This window comes from Spiroplasma endosymbiont of Melieria omissa (assembly GCF_964031175.1).
In the GTDB taxonomy this organism is placed as follows: Bacteria; Bacillota_I; Bacilli_A; order Mycoplasmatales; family VBWQ01; genus Spiroplasma_E; species Spiroplasma_E ixodetis_A.
The window spans coordinates 1,240,027-1,261,727 of the sequence record NZ_OZ035012.1 but is presented as its reverse complement, the minus strand read 5'-3'; the positions used below and the strand labels follow the sequence as shown (position 1 = coordinate 1,261,727).

At 24.2% G+C, this 21,701-nt stretch carries 15 protein-coding genes and 6 pseudogenes; 12 read left to right on the top strand and 9 right to left on the bottom strand.

Going from position 1 to position 21,701, the window contains the following annotated elements; all coding sequences use genetic code 4:
- The first annotated feature begins 165 nt into the window (after positions 1-165).
- The 5 genes from secDF to aspS all read left to right on the top strand — a co-directional run bounded on the left by secDF (position 166) and on the right by aspS (position 9,404).
- Entirely contained in the window at positions 166-3,330 is a 3,165-nt protein-coding gene (gene secDF / locus ACQH26_RS08255) for a protein translocase subunit SecDF (RefSeq protein ID WP_425382226.1), read from the top strand.
- 9 nt (positions 3,331-3,339) lie between these two features.
- Positions 3,340-3,861, top strand: coding sequence for an adenine phosphoribosyltransferase (locus ACQH26_RS08250; RefSeq protein ID WP_425382225.1), 522 nt, complete (start codon positions 3,340-3,342; stop codon positions 3,859-3,861).
- A gap of 13 nt (positions 3,862-3,874) precedes the next feature.
- On the top strand, positions 3,875-6,127 hold the full coding sequence (locus ACQH26_RS08245) for a RelA/SpoT family protein (protein ID WP_425382224.1): 2,253 nt from the start codon (positions 3,875-3,877) through the stop codon (positions 6,125-6,127).
- Positions 6,128-6,385: 258 nt separating this feature from the next.
- Positions 6,386-7,678, top strand: a complete 1,293-nt coding sequence (gene hisS, locus ACQH26_RS08240; RefSeq protein ID WP_425382223.1) for a histidine--tRNA ligase — start codon at positions 6,386-6,388, stop codon at positions 7,676-7,678.
- The gene (aspS, locus tag ACQH26_RS08235; RefSeq protein WP_425382222.1) at positions 7,662-9,404 is read left to right on the top strand and encodes an aspartate--tRNA ligase; all 1,743 of its coding nucleotides are present in this window, start codon (positions 7,662-7,664) and stop codon (positions 9,402-9,404) included. Before hisS ends, aspS begins: the two co-directional genes overlap by 17 nt.
- A 183-nt stretch (positions 9,405-9,587) precedes the next feature.
- Here the strand turns inward: aspS and ACQH26_RS08230 are convergent, their stop codons facing one another.
- From ACQH26_RS08230 to ACQH26_RS08220, 3 genes and pseudogenes are all read right to left on the bottom strand, one after another.
- Positions 9,588-9,812, bottom strand: coding sequence for a hypothetical protein (locus ACQH26_RS08230; RefSeq protein ID WP_342274265.1), 225 nt, complete (start codon positions 9,810-9,812; stop codon positions 9,588-9,590).
- A 365-nt stretch (positions 9,813-10,177) separates the two neighbouring features.
- Positions 10,178-10,501, bottom strand: a pseudogene (locus tag ACQH26_RS08225) (transposase); the annotation flags it as partial.
- Positions 10,502-10,546: 45 nt separating this feature from the next.
- A pseudogene (locus ACQH26_RS08220) lies at positions 10,547-11,557 on the bottom strand (IS256 family transposase); the annotation flags it as partial.
- Positions 11,558-11,719: 162 nt separating this feature from the next.
- Between ACQH26_RS08220 and ACQH26_RS08215 the strand changes: the two are divergent.
- The 4 genes and pseudogenes from ACQH26_RS08215 to ACQH26_RS08200 all read left to right on the top strand — a co-directional run.
- Positions 11,720-11,881, top strand: a pseudogene (locus tag ACQH26_RS08215) (transposase); the annotation flags it as partial.
- Between the two features lie 93 nt (positions 11,882-11,974).
- Positions 11,975-12,121: pseudogene (locus tag ACQH26_RS08210) on the top strand (IS256 family transposase); the annotation flags it as partial.
- 70 nt (positions 12,122-12,191) lie between these two features.
- Positions 12,192-13,312, top strand: a protein-coding gene (locus ACQH26_RS08205; protein WP_425381867.1) for an IS3 family transposase whose coding sequence is annotated in 2 segments (ribosomal slippage) — positions 12,192-12,462 and positions 12,462-13,312 — 1,122 coding nt in all. Because the reading frame shifts where the segments join, the coding sequence is not laid out codon by codon here.
- A gap of 300 nt (positions 13,313-13,612) precedes the next feature.
- Entirely contained in the window at positions 13,613-14,476 is an 864-nt protein-coding gene (locus ACQH26_RS08200) for a DegV family protein (RefSeq protein WP_281748924.1), read from the top strand.
- 346 nt (positions 14,477-14,822) lie between these two features.
- Here ACQH26_RS08200 and ACQH26_RS08195 read toward each other — a convergent pair whose 3' ends face one another.
- Positions 14,823-14,996 carry a hypothetical protein gene (locus tag ACQH26_RS08195; RefSeq protein ID WP_425382221.1) on the bottom strand — a complete coding sequence of 58 codons (174 nt, stop codon included), beginning with the start codon at positions 14,994-14,996 and terminating at the stop codon, positions 14,823-14,825.
- A gap of 611 nt (positions 14,997-15,607) precedes the next feature.
- A protein-coding gene (locus tag ACQH26_RS08190; RefSeq protein WP_425382123.1) for an IS5 family transposase occupies positions 15,608-16,439 on the bottom strand; the annotation gives its coding sequence in 2 pieces (ribosomal slippage) (positions 15,608-16,168 and positions 16,170-16,439; 831 coding nt in all).
- A gap of 757 nt (positions 16,440-17,196) precedes the next feature.
- Here ACQH26_RS08190 and ACQH26_RS08185 point away from each other — a divergent pair.
- The 3 genes and pseudogenes from ACQH26_RS08185 to ACQH26_RS08175 form a co-directional block, all read left to right on the top strand.
- Positions 17,197-17,448: a hypothetical protein gene (locus tag ACQH26_RS08185; RefSeq protein WP_425382220.1), complete on the top strand. Its 252-nt coding sequence runs from the start codon at positions 17,197-17,199 to the stop codon at positions 17,446-17,448.
- Positions 17,449-17,583: 135 nt separating this feature from the next.
- A complete protein-coding gene (locus ACQH26_RS08180; protein ID WP_425383069.1) occupies positions 17,584-18,822 on the top strand; it encodes an IS256 family transposase in 1,239 nt (412 codons plus the stop codon).
- 42 nt (positions 18,823-18,864) lie between these two features.
- Positions 18,865-19,167, top strand: a pseudogene (locus tag ACQH26_RS08175) (transposase); the annotation flags it as partial.
- A 43-nt stretch (positions 19,168-19,210) separates the two neighbouring features.
- Here ACQH26_RS08175 and ACQH26_RS08170 read toward each other — a convergent pair.
- The 4 genes and pseudogenes from ACQH26_RS08170 to ACQH26_RS08155 form a co-directional block, all read right to left on the bottom strand.
- Positions 19,211-19,498: pseudogene (locus ACQH26_RS08170) on the bottom strand (transposase); the annotation flags it as partial.
- A 57-nt stretch (positions 19,499-19,555) separates the two neighbouring features.
- Positions 19,556-20,740 (bottom strand): bifunctional phosphopantothenoylcysteine decarboxylase/phosphopantothenate--cysteine ligase CoaBC, encoded by a 1,185-nt coding sequence (gene coaBC, locus ACQH26_RS08165; RefSeq protein WP_425382219.1) that lies wholly within the window; start codon positions 20,738-20,740, stop codon positions 19,556-19,558.
- A gap of 96 nt (positions 20,741-20,836) precedes the next feature.
- Positions 20,837-21,130: a 50S ribosomal protein L27 gene (gene rpmA, locus ACQH26_RS08160; RefSeq protein ID WP_425382218.1), complete on the bottom strand. Its 294-nt coding sequence runs from the start codon at positions 21,128-21,130 to the stop codon at positions 20,837-20,839.
- A 2-nt stretch (positions 21,131-21,132) separates the two neighbouring features.
- Positions 21,133-21,444, bottom strand: coding sequence for a ribosomal-processing cysteine protease Prp (locus ACQH26_RS08155; protein WP_281748879.1), 312 nt, complete (start codon positions 21,442-21,444; stop codon positions 21,133-21,135).
- Between the last annotated feature and the right edge of the window lie 257 nt (positions 21,445-21,701).

Here is a 21,701-nt window from a genome sequence, read left to right as displayed (position 1 = left end):
TCCTAAAAAGTGTTGCCATTCCATTAATTTTATTTAGAAAATAATTATTTTTGATATTACTGTAAAACAATTGTTATTTATAACGAATGTTGGTATTCTTATATAGTGCTTAAATAATATACAATCTATGTTTATACAAATAAATTGATTTAGGAGTGAAGAAATATGAACACTTCTTCTAAGACAAGAAAAACTAAAAATCTTGGATTTTTTTTAAGAATTTTTAGTTTAATAATTATTGTTTCTACAATAATAATTTCAGTAGTGTTTAGTGCTAAATATGTTGAAAATAATAGTAAATTAAGTATTGAGTTTGCTGGTGGTTATCAAACACAAGTTCAATATGATGGTAAAGGTAAACAAAAAGATGTTATTAATTTATTAAAAGACAGAGTTGACCCTTTAGGTACTAGTAACGTTGACATTGAAAGCATTACTAGCAGTAATAATAATAAGTATAATTTAGCGATGAGTAAAGATGCGGGAGTTGATATTTCTACTTTTGTTCATAGTGTATCACGACGTGGTTATTCTTATATTGTTGATAAAGATGGTAATGACTTATTAGCAACCGAAAAGAAAGATGACAAAGATACTACTTGAACAAAAAGAGATAAAAGATTATTAACTAGTGATGTGTTTTCTGCTATTAAAGCTGTTAATAATTCTGTTACTCATCGCCCAGAACTTGTTTTTGATGTTAAAAATGATTCAGTTTTAAAAGAACTTACTTCTGCCAAAGAAAATACATTTTATATTTATTCAGATATTGGTCAGTTATTAGATTATATTCGAAGTAGTATGGAGGGTATTCGCTCCCTTGCTTTTATAATTGATAATCTTAAAAATGATACTGATGGTAAGATTAAAGCATCATTAACATCATTATTAGATAATAATACACCAGGTCTTGGTAAAGGTACTGATATTTTAGCTAGAGTTAAAGCACAAGACCCTACTTTAGCACGACTATTAAATCCTAATCAAAATGGTCAATTTGGTATTAATTGAATTTATTCTGATAATTTAGGTTCAGTTCATAGTCTTTCTGTTGATACTAATTATGAAAAAAATACATATGATCCTGCTAATCGTTTTGATCCTTCTGTTTCTTCTATTGTTGGTTCACCTATGAATGCATGATTACCTTATATTAAAGATTTACTACGTTTACCAGATGTTTCAGATATTTTACATGAAGATGTTATTGATTATCGTTATATTCCATATTGAGTTGGTGAAGTTAAAGTAACTAGCAATAGTATTTCAATTAATTCAGATACTTTTAATCTCGAAACAGTTGAACAAATGAAAAGTGTTTTAACATCAGGATTGTCAAAAAATAATTTTACTATGTTATCTTATGCTAATGTTAGTCCAACGCTAGGTGCAACATCTTTAAAAATTGCAGTTGTTATTATTATATTAGTTACCTTTGTTCTTATGACTATTGTTCTGTTTTATTATCGTATGTTGGGAATTATTGTTCTAATTATAATATCATTATTTTTATTATTTACTATTGTTAGTTTTGTTTTCATTAATGGTATAATTGCTCCTGAAAGCGTAATTGCTTTAATTATTGGTTTTGCATTATTATTAGATACGATTATTAGTTTGTTGGAACGTTTTAAAAATGAATATATGCAAGGTAAAACTTTGATTAGTGCTTTTAAATCAGCAAATAAGAAAACATTATCCTCTTCATTAGATTGTAGCGCTATTATTTTAATTGTTAATTTAACTATTTTCTGATTTGGAACTCGTGCTATCAAAGGTTTTATTATTATGACTTCTATTGCTACTTTTGGTGTAATTATTTTTGGAATTATCGTATTAAGATTAATGTTATGAACATTATTACGAAATAACTGGTTAGAAAATAAACCTCAACTTTTAGGAACTAATAATATTAGTAGAAAAAGCACTATAGTTTTAAATAATTCAATAGATACAAATAATATTAAAACTGATGATAAAAAAATAAAAAAACAATTAATTTCAGAAAAATGTCAGCTTCAAATTAATTATAAAAATAAAGTTAAAGCATTAATTAAAAAATTTAAAGTTGATAAGCAGAAATTAAAAAAAGAACATAGTAAATCAAGATCAGTTTATAAGTCAAAAGTAAAAGATTTAAAATTAAATCTTTCACAAGAAATTAATAAATTGAAACAAGAATTAATTAATGCATTAAAACCGTTAAAAATTCAAATAGTTAAAGCAAAAGACAAAAAAATATTAGTTAATTTTAAAAATGTTTTTTCAAAACTTAAAATAAATAACTGAAATTATTTTCATAAATTAACAAAATGAATTCTTTCGGGCTCTGCTGTTATTGTTCTTGCTTCAGGTATTACTTATGGTGTAATTGGTTCTAATTTTGGTTTTGGTTTTGATCAACGAACTGATTTTGTTGGAATGGGTACAATTACTCAAGATCCAAGTGATCCTAGTTACAATATTATTAAAGAAGCAGAATTAGCAAAAGATTTTATTAATAAAGAAATTCAAAATAATAGTCAATTTAGTAAATATTTTAAAAATATTAATTTTTCCTTAATTGCTGGTGGTGAAGGAAAACAATATCAGTTTAAGATTATTGTTCAAACAACAGTAAATTCTCAAAGTATGCAGCAAAGGTTTAAGAATTTTTTAGGAGAGATTACTAGAAATTGAAAACAAGAATCTATTTTACAATGAGGAGAAATTGATCTAGTTGTTGCTAAGTCAGGTGTAGATTTATTAATTAATATGATTATTTCAATTGCTTTATCTTTTATTGTTATTTTAATTTATATTATTATTAGATTTCAATTGACTTATGTTATTCCTTTAATTTTAGCTATTATTTTTAGTTTATTAATGACACTTGCTATTATTAGTATTTTCCAAATTGTAATTTCTACTTCAATTGTTGGAATATTATTGGGAGTAATGATTTTAACAATAATTAGTATTATGTCAATTTTCGATAATATTCGTGAAATTAAGATTAATAATAATCAAACACAAGTTATTAGCACAGAAGAAATAATTCAAATTTCAAATAAAAGTGTTCAAAAGGCTTTACCAAGAACATTAGTTATTAATGGTGTAGTGTTAATAACATCAGTAATTGTTATGTTTATTATTCCTAGTTTCTGAATAGTTAGTTTATCATTATTAATAGGTTGTATAGTAAGTTTAGTATCATCTTACTTTATTGCTCCTTTTATTTGAACTTATTTTGAGAAATGAAGAGTTTATAGATATAAAAAACGTATTAATAAAATTAAAAAACATTTCATTGGTGCAGATGAATATGTTATTAAAGGTATTAATGAATAGGTGGTTGCAATGACAAAAGAATCATTAAAAAAAATTATTATTAATATTCCTGATTTTCCAATTAAAGGTATCCAATTTAAAGATATTAACCCAATATTAAGTAATCCAGAAGCATTTCAAAATGTTGTTAATATTTTTGTAGATTTTATTAAAAAATGTGGAGCAACAGCAATTTTAGCACCTGAAGCAAGAGGATTTATTTTTGGTGCTGCTATAGCATATAAGTTGGGTATTAAATTAGTTCTTGCACGTAAAAAAGGTAAATTACCAGATAAAACTTATAAAGTAACTTATGATTTAGAGTACGGTACTGCTATATTAGAAATGCAGCAAAATGTACTTTCAACAAAAGATAAAGTAGTAATAATTGATGATTTGATTGCAACTTCAGGGACAATTAATGCTTGTCTTAATTTAATAAAGCAAAGTAACGCTCAATCAGTTGGCATTGCTACTTTAATTTCGCTTTCTGAATTTGCTAATAAACATCATTTTGATAATATTCCGCTGTTAGAAATAATTAAGTTTTAATAAGTAGTAAATAATGAATAATTTAACTTGTAAAGATTTTAATCAATTATTAGCGGAAGCAAAAACATTTATCAAAGATCCTAAGCAAATTACAAAAATTAAAGTAGCTTATGAATATGCATTATTAAAACATAAAGATCAATATCGAAAGAATGGTGATCCTTATGTTTATCATGTTTTATCAACAGCATATAATTTAGTATTATGACATTTAGATGTCTCTTCAATACAAGCAGGATTTTTACATGATATTTTAGAAGATACACCAACAACTTTTGATGAGTTAGTAGCAGAATTTGGTTTGGAAGTTGCTAATTTAGTTTTAGCTGTAACTAAAGTTAGCCATTTTGCAAAAGAAAAAAGAAATGAAATTAAAGCTAATTATTTACGTAAATTATATTTAAGTTTAGCTCATGATATTCGTGTCATTATTATTAAAATGGCAGATCGTTTACATAATATTAGAACTATTAATTTTTTAAATCCCGAAAAACAAATAATTATTGCTAAAGAAACTTTAGAAGTTTATGCTTCTATTGCTCATCGTCTAGGTATGCGTAAATTACAATCAGAACTAGAAGATCGTTCTTTTGCAGTATTACATCCTAAAGAGTATAAAAAAATTGATAACCTTATTAATTTGGATCGTGAAAAACGTGAAAAATTAGTTAATGAAATTATTAAAGAATTAAGTAAAACATTATCACAACATAAAAATTTAATTTTTAAAATTTATGGTCGTAGTAAACACTTATATTCTATTTATCGTAAAATGTATTATTTTGGAAAAGATTTTGATGATATACATGATATTTTAGCAATTAGAGTTGTTACTAATTCTATTGATAGTTGTTATGCCATTTTGGGTTATATTCATCAAAGTTTTACTCCTGTTCCGGGTAGATTTAAAGATTATATTGCAACACCAAAAAATAATATGTATCAATCATTACATACATCTGTTGTTTTTGATAATGAAATTTATGAATTACAAATTAGAACTGAAGAAATGGAAGATTTTGCTGAAGCAGGTGCAGCTTCGCATTGAAGATATAAAGAAGGGGAAAATAAAAATCCTAAGAAACGTCAAGCAGAAATTGATGAAAAATTAAATATTTTTCAAGAAATATTTAATTTAAATGACTTAAATCCAAATGTTGATGAAAACATATTAGCAGATAATATTGCCAAAGATAATAATTTAGAAAAAGAAATTCGACAAGATATTTTTAGTGATTTAATTTATGTATTAACTCCAAATGGTAATGTTATAACATTACCATTTGGTTCAACTGTTTTAGATTTTGCTTTTAAAGTTCATACTGAAATTGGTGAAACAACAGTGGGTGCAAGAATAAATGGTATTTACTCTCCTATTAATACTGTTTTAAAATCAGGGGATATTGTTGAAATTAAAACTGCAAAAACCGCACGTCCTTCTCGTGATTGATTAAATATTGTTAAGACCAATTTTGCTCAACATAAAATAAAAAAATATTTAAATAATCAGCAAGAAAAATTTAATCAAGAAAATAAAATTAAAGATACAGAAAACAAAGAGAAAATAAAAAAAACAAAGGAAAAAATAGAAGAATATATTATTGAAAATCACATTCGTTGAAAAATTGCAAAACGTAATGTTATTATGTCAAGAATTAGATCATTAAAATATAAAACGTATGAAGATTTTTGCTTAGATGTTGCTAATGGAACTTATACAATTGAACAGGCGGTTACTACTATTTTATATAGTGATTCAGCAACATTTCAAGAATTAAAAACTAAACAACAAACAACAATGAATTTAAGTAGTAATAATGAAATTATTATTGAAAATGCCCCCAATACTAAAACATCATTGGCTCATTGTTGCTTACCTATTCCTGATGAACCAATTGCGGGTTATATTACTAAAGGGCAAGGTATTAAAGTTCATCGTTTAATTTGTCCTAATGTTAGTTTGCCAGAGCGAAAAGAACGTATTATTGATACTAAGTGAAATTTATTAGCAACCAGTCATCATCTTTATAATTCAAAAATTCAAATTCAATATTTAGATCGACCAGCATTGATGACTGATGTTTTAAATATTTTGGGCTATTTAAAGGCACAAATTCAAAGTATTGATGCTAATAATAAACTTAAGGAAAATCATGGAAGTTTAAAAATTTTAATTAAAGTTTCTAATATTGAACGTTTACATCAAATTATTTCATCAATTAAAAAAATTCCTGATATTATTGCAATAAACAGAATAATTATGTAATATTTTAGTATAATATTTTCAGCATTTAAAAGTAAATTTTGGGTAAACATTAAGAGACAGTGTGGTTGGTGCAAACACTGGTTAACTAATTTTATGACATTAAATAGCTTGTATTATTAATTAATTAAAAATGATAAATTATAATTAAGTGCATTTACTTTGTAAATGAATTAGGATGGTACCGCGTTAAGAAACGTTCCTAAAATAAAGGAACGTTTTTTTAGAAGATTTTTTTTATTAAAAGGAGTAAAAAAAAGTATGCAATTTCAAAAACCAAGAGGAACACGTGATATGTATAATGAAGAGGTTATTATATATCGTAATATTATTAAATCTTTAACACAGTGTGCAATTAAATATAATTATCAAGAATTTATTACTCCTATTTTTGAAAATGCTCAACTATTTTTGCGAGCTGTGGGAGATACAACTGATATTATTCAGAAAGAAATTTATCAATTTAATGATAAAAATGATAGATTATTAACTCTTCGTCCTGAAGGAACAGCAGGTATTGTTCGTGCTATAATTGAAAATAAATTATATAAATCTAAGCAAACGTTAAAGTATTTTTATTATGGTTCGATGTTTCGATATGAAAGACCTCAAAAAGGGCGTCAACGTCAATTTAATCAATTTGGTATCGAAACTGTTGGTGTTAAACATCCTTTAGTTGATGTTGAAGTAATGATGATGGCCTTAGAAATGATAAAAAGTTTATCAATACCAAATTTAACTTTAAATATTAATTATTTTGGATCTAATGAAACAAAAAATAAATATCAAATAGCACTTAAAGAACAATTATTAAATCAAAGTAAGCAATTGTGTGAAAATTGTCAAATTAGAGTTAATGTATCACCACTAAGAGTTCTTGATTGTAAAATTTGTACTAAATTAAATTTAGAAATACCATATTTAAATGATTTTTTAACTAATGAAGAAAAAACATATTTTACAACCATTATCAATAGTTTAAAAAATAATAAAGTTAATTTTATTATTGATGAGCATTTAGTTCGTGGTTTAGATTATTATAATGGTATTATTTTTGAAATAACTACTATTGATTCACGAATTGGTGAAAGTCAAAATACTTTACTTGGTGGTGGTAGATATGATAATTTATTTAATGAATTGGGTTCACCATTAAAAATTCCTGCTATTGGTTTTGCAATTGGTATTGAAAGATTAATGTTATTATTGGTAGAAAATAAAAATATTAATAAACAACCAATTATTGATTTACAAATTATTGCTTTAAGCGAATTAGGATTAATAATGGCTTCCGATTTATTATTCCAATTACGTAAAGAAAATTATCATATTGATATGGAATATAATTTATATCAAGATAAAAATAAGTCACAGATTATTGATCGTAGTTTAGCCAAAAATATACTATTTTTAAAAGAAAAAAATCAGGTTAGTTTTTATTCTTTTGTTAAAAAAGAAATGATAAAATTAATTTTTGATACTGAACAGCAATTGCTTAGTAAGGTTAAAAATCTATTATTAGAGGAGAATGAAGAATATGGAAAAACTCTTTAGAACTCATACATGTGGTAATTTAACGCAGGGTGATATTACAAAAGAAATTATTATTAGTGGTTGAGTTAAAGATATTCGTATTAATAAATTTGGTATTTTTATTGATTTACGTGATATGTACGGAACAACACAAGTCATTGTTAAACCAGATAACGGATATTATCAAGAAATAAAAAATGTTAAAGTTGAATCTGTTTTAAAAGTAATTGGAACAGTTGTCTTACGAAAAAATAAAGATGCAAAAACTGCTAATGATATGATTGAAGTAGTAGCAAAAGATATTGAAATATTAAGCAATTCTATTAATTTACCATTTGTTATTAAAAATGATAATACGCTTGCTAGTGAAGAATTACGTTTACAATATCGCTATTTAGATTTAAGAAGACCAGCAATGAATTATAATATTAAATTTAAACACCAAGTTCTTAGTTGCTTACGAACATTTTTGAATCAAAATAATTTTTTAGAAATTGATACTCCTTGCTTAACAAAATCAACACCAGAAGGTGCTCGTGATTTTTTAGTTCCTGCTCGTATTCAAAAAAAACATTTTTATGCTTTACCACAATCACCACAAATTTATAAGCAATTATTAATGATATCAGGTATTGACAAATATTATCAAATTGCTAAATGTTTTCGTGATGAAGATTTTCGTGCTGATAGACAACCCGAATTTCAACAATTAGACTTAGAAATGGCATTTACTACTAGTAAAGAAATTAAATTAATAGTAGAAAATATGCTAATAAGTCTTTTTAATACTTTAAAAATTGGTAATATTCCTTCAACATTTTCATCAATTACCTATGATCAAGCAATGGATTTATATGGTAGTGATAAACCCGATTTACGTTGTACATGTAAGTTAATAAATATTAATATTAACAATAATAGTGATGGATTTATTTATAAGGGTTTTATAGTTAATGATAAAATTAATGAAACAACTATAAAAAAATTAACAGAAATTAGCAATCAGCACGGAGGAAAAACATTAATAATTTATGACTTAATTAAGAAAAAAATTATTCATAATAATTCTAAAGTAAAGTTTGATGATTTAGTTTTATCAGAAGAAATATCAAAAATAAAATATAATAATAATTTTTTAATTTTCGTATATGAACAACAAGATATTGCTAATAAAGTTATGGGTGCTATTAGAAGTTTTTATATTAATGATTTGTCAAAACGAATTAATCATAAAGATTTTATGAATAATATTGAAAACTTTGAATTTATTTGAATTATTGATTGACCAATGTTTGAACAGGAAGAAAATAAATGACAAGCTTGTCATCATCCTTTTACAAGTCCAAAAAATCCTGAAAAATTATTAGATATAAAAAATAAAGATTTAGGAACTTTAACTGCAGATGCTTATGATTTGGTTTTAAATGGTTTTGAAATTGCTGGTGGGAGCATTAGAATTCATGATTATAAATTACAGAAAAAGATTTTTGAATTATTAGATTTAAGTAAAACAGAAATTGAAAATAAATTTGGTTTTTTCTTATCAGCTTTTAATTACGGAGTTCCTCCACATGGTGGTATTGCTTTTGGCATTGATCGTTTATTAATGATTTTAATTAAGAATGAATCAATTCGTGATACTATTGCTTTTCCTAAAAATAATCGTGGTATTTGTTTATTAACAAATAGTCCTAGTGAAATTTCATCTGATCAGTTATCAATATTAAATTTGGAATTTAAGAAGTAAAATTTTAATTTTAAAGTGATTAGAAGTTTAATAAAATTAGAAAATATAAATATTAAAAATCTCTAATGAAAAACAATTTAATTATTTTTCATTAGAGATTAATTATGTAATTTAATTGAAATCAATTTTTCAATAATGTTAAATTAATAATTATTAATTTCAATTATATTTTTTTGATATTTGTTAATATTCAAGTTCAATAAATGGTTCACTATCTTTGGTTTTTAGATGTCATATAGCTGGTAAATTTTTTTGAACTAAAGTAAAGACATTATTTGTTGCTAAACATTTATAAAGTGAACCATCATTAGTTTTAGTTTTTCCATCTCCGTTTCATGTAGTAACATATAAAAAATTTGTATTTTTATTAAAAACTAATGATAGTACTCCCCCTTTTATTCCAGACATTGGTTTAAAGTTTGTTTCTCCTACTAAACATTTATAAAAAGCACCATGTCAAGAACTATTTCTAGTTCCAAGATAAAGATTACCTTTTGTATCAGTTGCTAAAGAACATATTTCACCAGGTATTATTAAATTTATTTTTGGAATTATAATTTTTTTTTATTATTATTATTTATTTCTGCTTGTTGTTGAGTTTCTGTTAACTGTGTTTCTAATTCTGTAATTTTATTTGCAAGATTTGTAATTATTTTTCTTTTATCTAATGCATCTCTTTCTGATTTTGCATAGAGATCACTTATTTCTTTTAAATCATCAAGAGTTTCTTGTAGTTTTTTATTTAATTTTTCAATTTTGGTCTTAGAACCTGTTTAGAATCTTTTTAATAAAACTGAAATAAAGGAAAGAACAACCATTTGTAAACTAGTATTTAGTTTTCTTTCACAATTTTTTCATAATCTTCTGTATTTTTCTAATCAAGCAAAGCTTCGTTCTACAATTCATCTTTTTGGTAATACTACAAAAGTATGTAGTTCATTGCGTTTTATAATTTCAACATTTGCATTTATGATTGTTTTGATTTCAGAAGCAAATTTTTCACCAGTATAACCAGCATCTACTATTATTTTTTGAACTGCAGAAAGATTTTCTTTTTCATTTTCAATCATTATTATAGCGCTATTACGATCTGTTTTTTCGAGGCTTTTATGTAATCTGTGTATCTTTGTTTTACAAAGTTACTAGTTCAGATTAATTCTATCTTCAAATTTTATCATAAAATGAGCAATTGCTGTATTTCAATTTTGAATGGGCATTGTTCATTTTTTTGTTATATTTTCAATTGCTAAGTAAAATATTTTGAAAACTGCCATATCATTAGGAAAAACTTTTTTATTTCTGATAACTTTTCGTAATTGACTATTAACAGATTCAATAGCATTTGTAGTATAAATCACTCTTTTAATTTCTGGTGGATAACTAATAAAAACCATTAAATTATCTCAATTTTTATATCAAGATTTAGTAATTTGCGGATATTGTTTATTTCATTTACTTTCAAATGATTCTAAAGCTTGCATTGCTTGTTCTTCACTACATGCACTATAAATTGGTTTTAAATCTGCAACTAAGGTTTTTCGATGTTTGTATGAAACATATTTTAAACTATTTCTAATTTGATGAACTATGCATAATTGATGTTCAGTTTTAGGATAAACTGCTTGTATTGCTTCTGACATGCCTGTTAAATTATCACTACAAGCAATCAAAATATCATTTAAGCCTCGATTTTTCATTTCTGTAAAATTAGCTAGTCAAAATTTAGAACCTTCATTTTCACTAATTCATAAACCTAAAACATCTTTTTTGCCTTCTAAATCCACTCCTAATGCTATATAAACTGATTTGTTAATAATGCGTTTATCTTGCCGTACTTTAACTACTATACAATCAAAATAAACAATAGAATAAATACTTTCTAATGGTCGATTTTGCCACGCCTTGACATCATCTATCACATCATCAGTAATTTGACTAATAACACTTTCACTAATATCTGCACCATGATATAACTCTTGCAACTGCATTCTAATATCTGATAAAGTCATTCCTTTGGCATATAGTGAAAGAACTTGTTGATCAAAGCCATCAAATCTTCTCTGTCTTTTTGCAACTATTACAGGAGTAAAATCACTATTACGATCTCTTGGTACATTAATTTCAATTTTACCTTGTTGAGTTATTAATTTTTTTTCATTGTTATATTTTAATCTTCCTTACTTTTAAATTATTAAACTAAAAAAATATTTTTTTAGTTTATGCTTATCTTTTAACAAATTTTATAAATTAAACAATCTTTTTTTTAAAAAAAATTGGTTAAAAAAGTTCGTATCAACAATAATCGCAAAGAACAAACTAGTTTTTGTATAATTGATTCGCAAAGTGTTAAAAATACAGATACTACTGAAAATAAAGGTTATGATGCTGGTAAAAAGATTTCAGGAATAAAGCGTCATATTATTGTTGATTCTCAAGGTTTACCACATGCAATTTACATAACCACAGCAGAAAAAACGGTAATGTTTAGTAATCTGTGTAACTTACAAAAATAACTATGTTTAATTAATTCTAGTAAATATAATTAAATGACTAGAAAGAGTGAGTTACAGATGGCTAAAAAACAAAGTATTAATAATAATGATCCAATATCAAAAGCAGTAGATTTATTACTAGAAAATACTGAAGATTTAACAACAGTATTTAAAGAAGGAGGATTATATAAAGAATTAACAAAAAGATTAGTAGAAAAGTGGATGGGTTACACTTTATTGGACACTAATTACGTAGACAAGTGAACAAATTAGTTGAAAGAAAGGAACTATAATTATGGCCAATATTAATTCATATACCGATGAATTTAAAAAACAAATAGTAGCTTTATATCAAAGCGGCAAATCAGTATCTTACCTTGCTAAAGAATATAATGTTACAAGAGCAGCTACTTATAATTGAATTAAGCAATTTACTAATTCAGGTAGTTTTAAAGCTAAAGATAATCGTTCTGTTGAAGAAAATGAATTAATTAAATTAAGAAAAGAATTAAAACAATTACGAATGGAAAATGATATTTTAAAGCAAGCAGCACTAATAATAGGCAGAAAATAGAAATTATTACAAACAATAAGTTTAAATATAAAATTCGCACAATGTGTCATTTTTTAAAAATTTCTAAATCAACATATTATTTTAATTTAAAGAAAAAAGAAAATAAAATTCAAAATAATATTTATGATGAAGCTATTATTAGTGCTTTTAAAGAAAATAAATGTGTTTATGGAACAAGAAGATTAAAAGTAATATTAGAAAACCAAGAAATTTATTTATCAAGACGAAAAATTAAAGAAATTATGAATAAGCATAATTTAATATCAAAATACACTAAATTATCATTCAAAAATCATAATAACAAAGTAAATGATGAAAAAATCACTAATCTTGTGAATAGAAACTTTAATAATAGGCTTAAAAATGAAGTTATTGTCAGTGATTTAACTTATGTTCAAGTTAATGGTAAATGAAACTATATTTGCTTATTAATTGACCTATTTAACCGCGAAATTATTGGACATAGTGTAGGTACTAGAAAAGATGCCTTATTAGTACATCAAGCATTTATGCAATCAAATCGCTGTTTAAAAGATATTCAAATATTTCATAGTGATTGTGGTAATGAATTTAATAATAAAATTATTGATAAACTTTTACTAGCATTCAATATTACTCGCTCTTTAAGCAAAAAAGGTTGTCCTTATGACAATGCTGTTGCTGAAGCAACTTTTAAAACTTTCAAAACTGAATTTATTAATGATAAAAATTTTAGATCATTAATCCAATTAAAATTAGAATTATTTGATTACATCAATTGATACAACAACATAAGAATCCACAGCACTTTAAACTACTTAACTCCAGTTAATTATCAAAAACAAATGTCTACCAAAAAATAGTCCTAAAAAGTGTTGCCATTCCAGAATGCAATTATTGGTATTAAAGGTAGAATTCAAACATTTGCTAATAAAGCTAATGATTTTTACTATACAGAAATTATTGCTGATCGTATTATTTATTTAACTTAAAACTAATTAAAAAATGGTCTTAATTACTCAATAACTAAGACCATTTTTATTTTTACTACTAATAAGTTTATAGTCACTTTATATTTTTTCAAATTAAAACGATATATAGTAAAATAAATTTGTTATAATTTTACTATAATTTATTAGTATAAAAAGTTAGGAGCAAACAAAATGAAAATTGGAATTGTAAGTGATTCAGCTACTGGTTTTACCCTTGAAGATATGAAAAAATATCCTGAAATAATAATTATTCCTTTAAATATTATTGAAGGAGAAAATGCTTATGATGATAATAATATTGATATTGATAGTGAAACAATTCGTAAAAAGATGATTGATGAACACTATATTTTAAAAACTAGTCAAACTAGTCGTGGTAAACTTGAACAATATTGAGATAATGCTTTGAGTAAATATGATCAAATTTTATTTTTACCAATTGCTAATAATGCTTCAGGACAATATGCAAGTTCGCAAGTTTTACAAAAAGAAGAAAAATATAAAAATAAAGTCCATATTTTAGAAACAGGTGCTGCTTCAATACCTTTAAAATTTATGGTTTTAATTGCTTTTACTCTTGTTAAAAATGGAAAAAAAATTCCTGAAATTTTAGAAATTTTAAATAAATTCCGCAAAACTTATGAATCTTATATTGCTCCTAATGATTTAAAATTTTTAGCTCGTGGTGGTAGATTACCAATGAGTAAAGCAAGAATTGGTAATTTTTTACGTTTTAAACCAATTTTAAGATGTAAAGAAACAATTGATAATATTGGTAGAGTTAGAACGTTAAGTAAAGCTATGGAAGAAATGTTAGATATTATTACTAAAATTAAAGATGTTACTAAAGAAACAATATATATTATTGATGGTTGATGTAGAAAAGATATTATTGATGAAGCAATTAAAAAAGTAAAAAATAGAGGATTTACCAAATATAAAGTTGAACCATTATGTAATATTTTAAAAACACATACTGGTAATAATACTATTGGTTTTTCAGTAGTACCTAATCAATGAGTAAAAGAAGTCTAATAAAAAAGTAGTTTTATAAAAGATTGATTAAGTATTTTGTTTTTTTAGAAAAATATATAAAAAAATTTAAATCTAAAAAAGAATGTTAGTAAAGGTTAATTTAGTTTACTAACATTCAGATTTTTTTCAACTTATAAATAATAAAATATTAAATATTATGATTTAAATTCTTATTAATAGTTAAAGTTTTAAACTAAAGAAATAATTGAAAAAATTTAATAAAATAAATATCTATAAATCAAAGTAATGGTTTTTTAATTTATTGAGTTTTAACTATAAAATTAAAAAATATTTTTATTAAGTATCTTTAACCATTTCATAGTATAACTATTTTATTTTTTTAATTTTAATAGCCATTTTCATTTAGTGGTATTTTAAATCAAAAACCTTCATAACAAACAACATTTCCAAAATTATTTTTATATTTTTGATAAGAACGACAAATATTATTATAGGCTTGATAATAGCGTTTTTTATTAGTTTTATCAATGTGGTAAACTTTTAATATTGCTTCTTTCATAGTGTCATAAACACCTAAACAGTTATCTTCTTTATCATATCTCGCATAAATAAAATTATTTTTTTCATTTTTAACTCCAATACTTTTTTATATATTCCCATAATTTAAGATTTACTTAGAACATAGATTATATTTATAATATTTAGGATTTTAAAAAAATACGAAATGGTGTAAGAACATTAAATTAGTTTGTAAATTTATAAAAAATAAAATGATAAGTTAAATTTATGACAATATTAAAAATATTGTTAATAACATAAATTGATAACAAATTATTTTTTATAGAATATAGTTTTAATTGAAAAATTATTATTTATTGTTTATTTTTGAATTCTAAGTAAATCTTAATTTAAGTCTATAATTGAAAAAATGAATATACAATAAAAAAATCACTTTTTTATAAAAAGGCGAATTTATTTCATAATTTTATATTTATTGTAAAATTAAAATTTTATTTAATTTTTAACTAAATTTTGGGAGCGTAGCAAAGATGTCTATAACTAAATATTTTTGAAAATAAAATCCTTTCTAATCCTTATGTAAAAATCTTAGAACCTGTTTAGGATCTTTTTTGATTAATTTTTAATAAAATTTATATTATAATGGTTATTTTATAATAAAAAATAGATTTTTAGTCGATAAGTTTTCAAATGATAAAATCTTTTTAATAAAATTGAAATAAAGGAAAGAACAACCATTTGTAAACTAGTATTTAGTTTTCTTTCACAATTTTTTCATAATCTTCTGTATTTTTCTAATCAAGCAAAGCTTCGTTCTACAATTCATCTTTTTGGTAATACTACAAAAGTATGTAGTTCATTGCGTTTTATAATTTCAACATTTGCATTTATGATTGTTTTGATTTCAGAAGCAAATTTTTCACCAGTATAACCAGCATCTACTATTATTTTTTGAACTGCAGAAAGATTTTCTTTTTCATTTTCAATCATTATTATAGCACTATTACGATCTGTTTTTTCTGCTGTGGTTATGTAAATTGCATGTGGTAAACCTTGAGAATCAACAACAATATGACGCTTTATTCCTGAAATCTTTTTACCAGCATCATAACCTTTATTTTCAGTAGTATCTGTATTTTTAACACTTTGCGAATCAATTATACAAAAACTAGTTTGTTCTTTGCGATTATTGTTGATACGAACTTTTTTAACCAATTTTTTTTAAAATTAATTGCCATACACTAGCTTCTTTACCGTTATTTTTACTTCAAATTTGAAAATAATAATATACAGTTTGTCATTTTGGAAAATTTTTTGGTAGCATTCTTCATTGACAACCACTTTTTAATACATATAAAATTGCACAAAATACTTCATATAAATCTAAACTTCTTGGTTTTGTTTTCTTTTTGCTATTTTCTAAAATTGATTTTATGTTCTCAAATTGTTCTTTGGTGACATGACTTGGATAATTTTTATGCATAATATATACCTCTGATTTTAAAATATATAATCATTTTACATTATTTTCGAAAAGATTCTAAACAGGTTCTTACTAATAAAAAGACGAGAATAAAAATCTTGTCTTTTTTTTGTAATTGTAAAATTTTAAAATTTTTATTATTAACACCCTTTAAATATCTACTACACGCAGTGACCAAGTAGGAGAAAGTTAATAATTAATAAACTTCTTTAATACTATTATCAACACGTGTTAGGGAATTAAAACAGTGAACCACAACACAGTTGTTCAAAATAGTGGCTAAAACATGTGGACTTGCATGGATAAATAATAAGTGGAGTGATACCTAATAAAATATACTAACCAATAATGGTAATTATTGGGGTGGGAGCGAATTGGAAACTAGTATATATAGACCTACTAGGGAACCTACTATATTAATTCTATTCTTTATTTAACCAACCTTGCCACTCTCGAGTGAGCAAGTGTTGGTTTTATTTTTTATTTTTTTTGAAAAAATTTTTGGGCGAGAAAATAAATTTAAAACTTGTAAAAAAAATTGAGCGGTGCCGGTTCAATTAAAATATTAATTTATTAAACATAAATTAAATAAATATTGAATCGAATGCCTTAATGTTTTTTAAAATTTTACAATTTATTTTTGAGCCCAGAATTGCTGGAATTAATAAAACGAATAGTAGTAGTTATTAATAATATAAAAATAAAAATATATGTCCTGTTGCTTCTAACATAAAGGACATATTAGGAAAGGATTATTATGGCAATAGAAATTCTTGATTATGAAGCACTAAGAAAGATTGATAATAAAATTAAAAAAAGAAGAAAAAGATGTGTAGAATGTGACAAATTATATAATGATGATTATTTAAATATGACTTATTATTTTAAAACAGAAGAAGAATCACAACAACATGATATTAAAAAATATGAAGATGATTATGATATTGAAGAACATTTGGATTATACAAAACCATATGGATATGTTTGTGATTGATGTAGAAGTGATTAATATGAATAAAGAAAAAATATTTTCTTATAAAGACCAATTAAGGTAATGTTTAGTAATCTGTGTAACTTACAAAAATAACTATGTTTAATTAATTCTAGTAAATATAATTAAATGACTAGAAAGAGTGAGTTACAGATGGCTAAAAAACAAAGTATTAATAATAATGATCCAATATCAAAAGCAGTAGATTTATTACTAGAAAATACTGAAGATTTAACAACAGTATTTAAAGAAGGAGGATTATATAAAGAATTAACAAAAAGATTAGTAGAAAAGATGTTAAATTCTGAAATGCAAAATTATTTAGGGTATGAAAAAAATCAACATAGTAATAGTGAAAATGCTCGTAATGGTATAAGTTCAAAAAAATTAATAACTCAACAAGGTAAAATTGAAATTAATGTACCAAGAGATCGTAATAGTGATTTTACTCCTGTAATAGTTGCAAAAAGACAGAGAAGATTTGATGGCTTTGATCAACAAGTTCTTTCACTATATGCCAAAGGAATGACTTTATCAGATATTAGAATGCAGTTGCAAGAGTTATATCATGGTGCAGATATTAGTGAAAGTGTTATTAGTCAAATTACTGATGATGTGATAGATGATGTCAAGGCGTGGCAAAATCGACCATTAGAAAGTATTTATTCTATTGTTTATTTTGATTGTATAGTAGTTAAAGTACGGCAAGATAAACGCATTATTAACAAATCAGTTTATATAGCATTAGGAGTGGATTTAGAAGGCAAAAAAGATGTTTTAGGTTTATGAATTAGTGAAAATGAAGGTTCTAAATTTTGACTAGCTAATTTTACAGAAATGAAAAATCGAGGCTTAAATGATATTTTGATTGCTTGTAGTGATAATTTAACAGGCATGTCAGAAGCAATACAAGCAGTTTATCCTAAAACTGAACATCAATTATGCATAGTTCATCAAATTAGAAATAGTTTAAAATATGTTTCATACAAACATCGAAAAACCTTAGTTGCAGATTTAAAACCAATTTATAGTGCATGTAGTGAAGAACAAGCAATGCAAGCTTTAGAATCATTTGAAAGTAAATGAAATAAACAATATCCGCAAATTACTAAATCTTGATATAAAAATTGAGATAATTTAATGGTTTTTATTAGTTATCCACCAGAAATTAAAAGAGTGATTTATACTACAAATGCTATTGAATCTGTTAATAGTCAATTACGAAAAGTTATCAGAAATAAAAAAGTTTTTCCTAATGATATGGCAGTTTTCAAAATATTTTACTTAGCAATTGAAAATATAACAAAAAAATGAACAATGCCCATTCAAAATTGAAATACAGCAATTGCTCATTTTATGATAAAATTTGAAGATAGAATTAATCTGAACTAGTAACTTTGTAAAACAAAGATACACAGATTACATAAAAGCCTCAAACAATATCCGCAAATTACTAAATCTTGATATAAAAATTGAGATAATTTAATGGTTTTTATTAGTTATCCACCAGAAATTAAAAGAGTGATTTATACTACAAATGCTATTGAATCTGTTAATAATCAATTACGAAAAGTTATCAGAAATAAAAAAGTTTTTCCTAATGATATGGCAGTTTTCAAAATATTTTACTTAGCAATTGAAAATATAACAAAAAAATGAACAATGCCCATTCAAAATTGAAATACAGCAATTGCTCATTTTATGATAAAATTTGAAGATAGAATTAATCTGAACTAGTAACTTTGTAAAACAAAGATACACAGATTACATAAAAGCCTCCACTATTACGATCTCTTGGTACATTAATTTCAATTTTACCTTGTTGAGTTATTAATTTTTTTGAACTTATACCATTACGAGCATTTTCACTATTACTATGTTGATTTTTTTCATACCCTAAATAATTTTGCATTTCAGAATTTAACATCTTTTCTACTAATCTTTTTGTTAATTCTTTATATAATCCTCCTTCTTTAAATACTGTTGTTAAATCTTCAGTATTTTCTAGTAATAAATCTACTGCTTTTGATATTGGATCATTATTATTAATACTTTGTTTTTTAGCCATCTGTAACTCACTCTTTCTAGTCATTTAATTATATTTACTAGAATTAATTAAACATAGTTATTTTTGTAAGTTACACAGATTACTAAACATTACCATAATATCAACTATCTGTTTAGCAACTTCCACTTTTGAACCAATCAAATTATAATTATTATTTTTAAAATAAAAATTAATCTCTGTTTCATTTTTACCCATAACACTAATATTATTAATACAAATACCATCGCAATTTTTAATTTTCATTTTTTCGATACCAAGATTTTTATCATTAACTTCTTGAGCAGCAAAACCAATTAAAACTTGTTGTGCTTTCTGCTTACCTAAAAATGCCAATACATCAATATTAGCAATCAGTGATAAAGATAAATTTTCATTTTTATTTTTAATTATTTTATTAGGAATATATTTACTTACTTTATAATCATTTAAAGCAGCAGCACATATTACAATATCAGCATTATCAAAGTTTTCTTTCATTGCTAAGAACATTTTTTCATTAGTATTCGCTTTAATAATAGTTAGGTTTTTTTGCGATTTAATTTCAAAATCACAATCACCTGCAACTAATACTACTTTAGCATTAATTTTAAGAAAAGCATCTACTAATGCTTTACCCATTTTTCCTGAAGAATTATTAGTAATATAACGAATTGGATCAATATAAGTTCTAGTACGACCAATATTAATTAAAATTTTTTTATCAGATAAATCAATACTTTTTTTAAAAAAATCTTTAATTATTGTTAATGCATTATCTGGACTTTTAACCCGTCCATCACCAATCATCTTACAGGCTAACATTCCTGAATCTGGAGGAATAATAGTAATATTTTCAAAATTAGATAATTCTAATAAATTTTTTTGAAAACTTTGATTGTGATACATATTATGATTCATTGCTGGAAATAATATCTTTTCTGCTTTGGAAGCTAAAAATACTGATAATGCTAAACTATCAGCAATTGCTAAATTTGCTTTACTAATAAAACTCATAGTAGCAGGATAAACAACAATTAAATTTGTTTTAATCGCTAAATTAGTATGAGTAATTAAATCTCCTTTAACATATGATTCTTGTTCAAACATTTCAGAATAATAAGAAAATGTTTTATCTTCTAGAAAATGTAAAGAACTTTTAGTACAAATAATATCAACTAAAAATTCTTTTTTTAATTGTTTTAATAAAATTAAGGCTTTGTTTGCTGCAATACTACCAGTAATTATTAAATTAATATGTTTCATTATTTTCTCCTATCATATCATTAAACATAAAATAAACAAACAAAACCTATCTTCAAAATATGATAGCATTGAAAATAGGTTTTTATTATTAAAAATTTATTTTCACTTTTTATCAATTAAAACTGAAACTCGTGTTTTATTTTTTTTAAAAATAGTATACTTAACAATTCCTGATTTTAAAGCAAATAAGGTATCATCACCACCACGTCCTACATTTTCACCAGGGTGAATTTTAGTTCCACGTTGACGATAAATAATTGTTCCCTCTTTTAAACTTTGTCCATCACCAATTTTAGCACCTAAACGTTTAGAATGTGAATCACGACCATTACGAGTTGAACCCACTCCTTTTTTTGAAGCAAATAATTGTAAATTTAATTTATAAAACATAATTACACCTCCTTTATGTTAATATATTTTGGATATTGTTCTTTAATAGTTTTTAATTGTCAAAGCATTGTTTTTAAAATGATTTGACTATTATTAGTGAAACTAGCAACTTTAAGTTTAACTAATCCAGCAGTATTATTAATTACTTGAACTTGATTATTATCAAGTTCATGAAGTGCATTTAATGTACCAATAACAATGGCTGAAATCCCTGCACAAACAATATCATTTCCAATTTTTGAAAAATTAGCATGACCAGTAATTATAACTTCTACAATGTTACTATTTTGGTAATTATAAGTAACTTTAACCATAATTTAATATTACCTTAAATTATTTTTTATTATTTTCATCATCTTCTTTAACAACTTTAACAGTCATATTTTTATGATCAAAAATAGTTTTTAAATTACCTTCACTAACAACAGTTTTAGTGTTATCTGGTTCTGTAATATTATCCTTAACAACTGATTTAGTTTTAACAACTTTTTCTTTTGTAAGTTCTTTTTTTACTTCATCTTTAATTACTGGTTTTGATTGTTCAGTCTTCTTATCAACAAGACTTTTACCA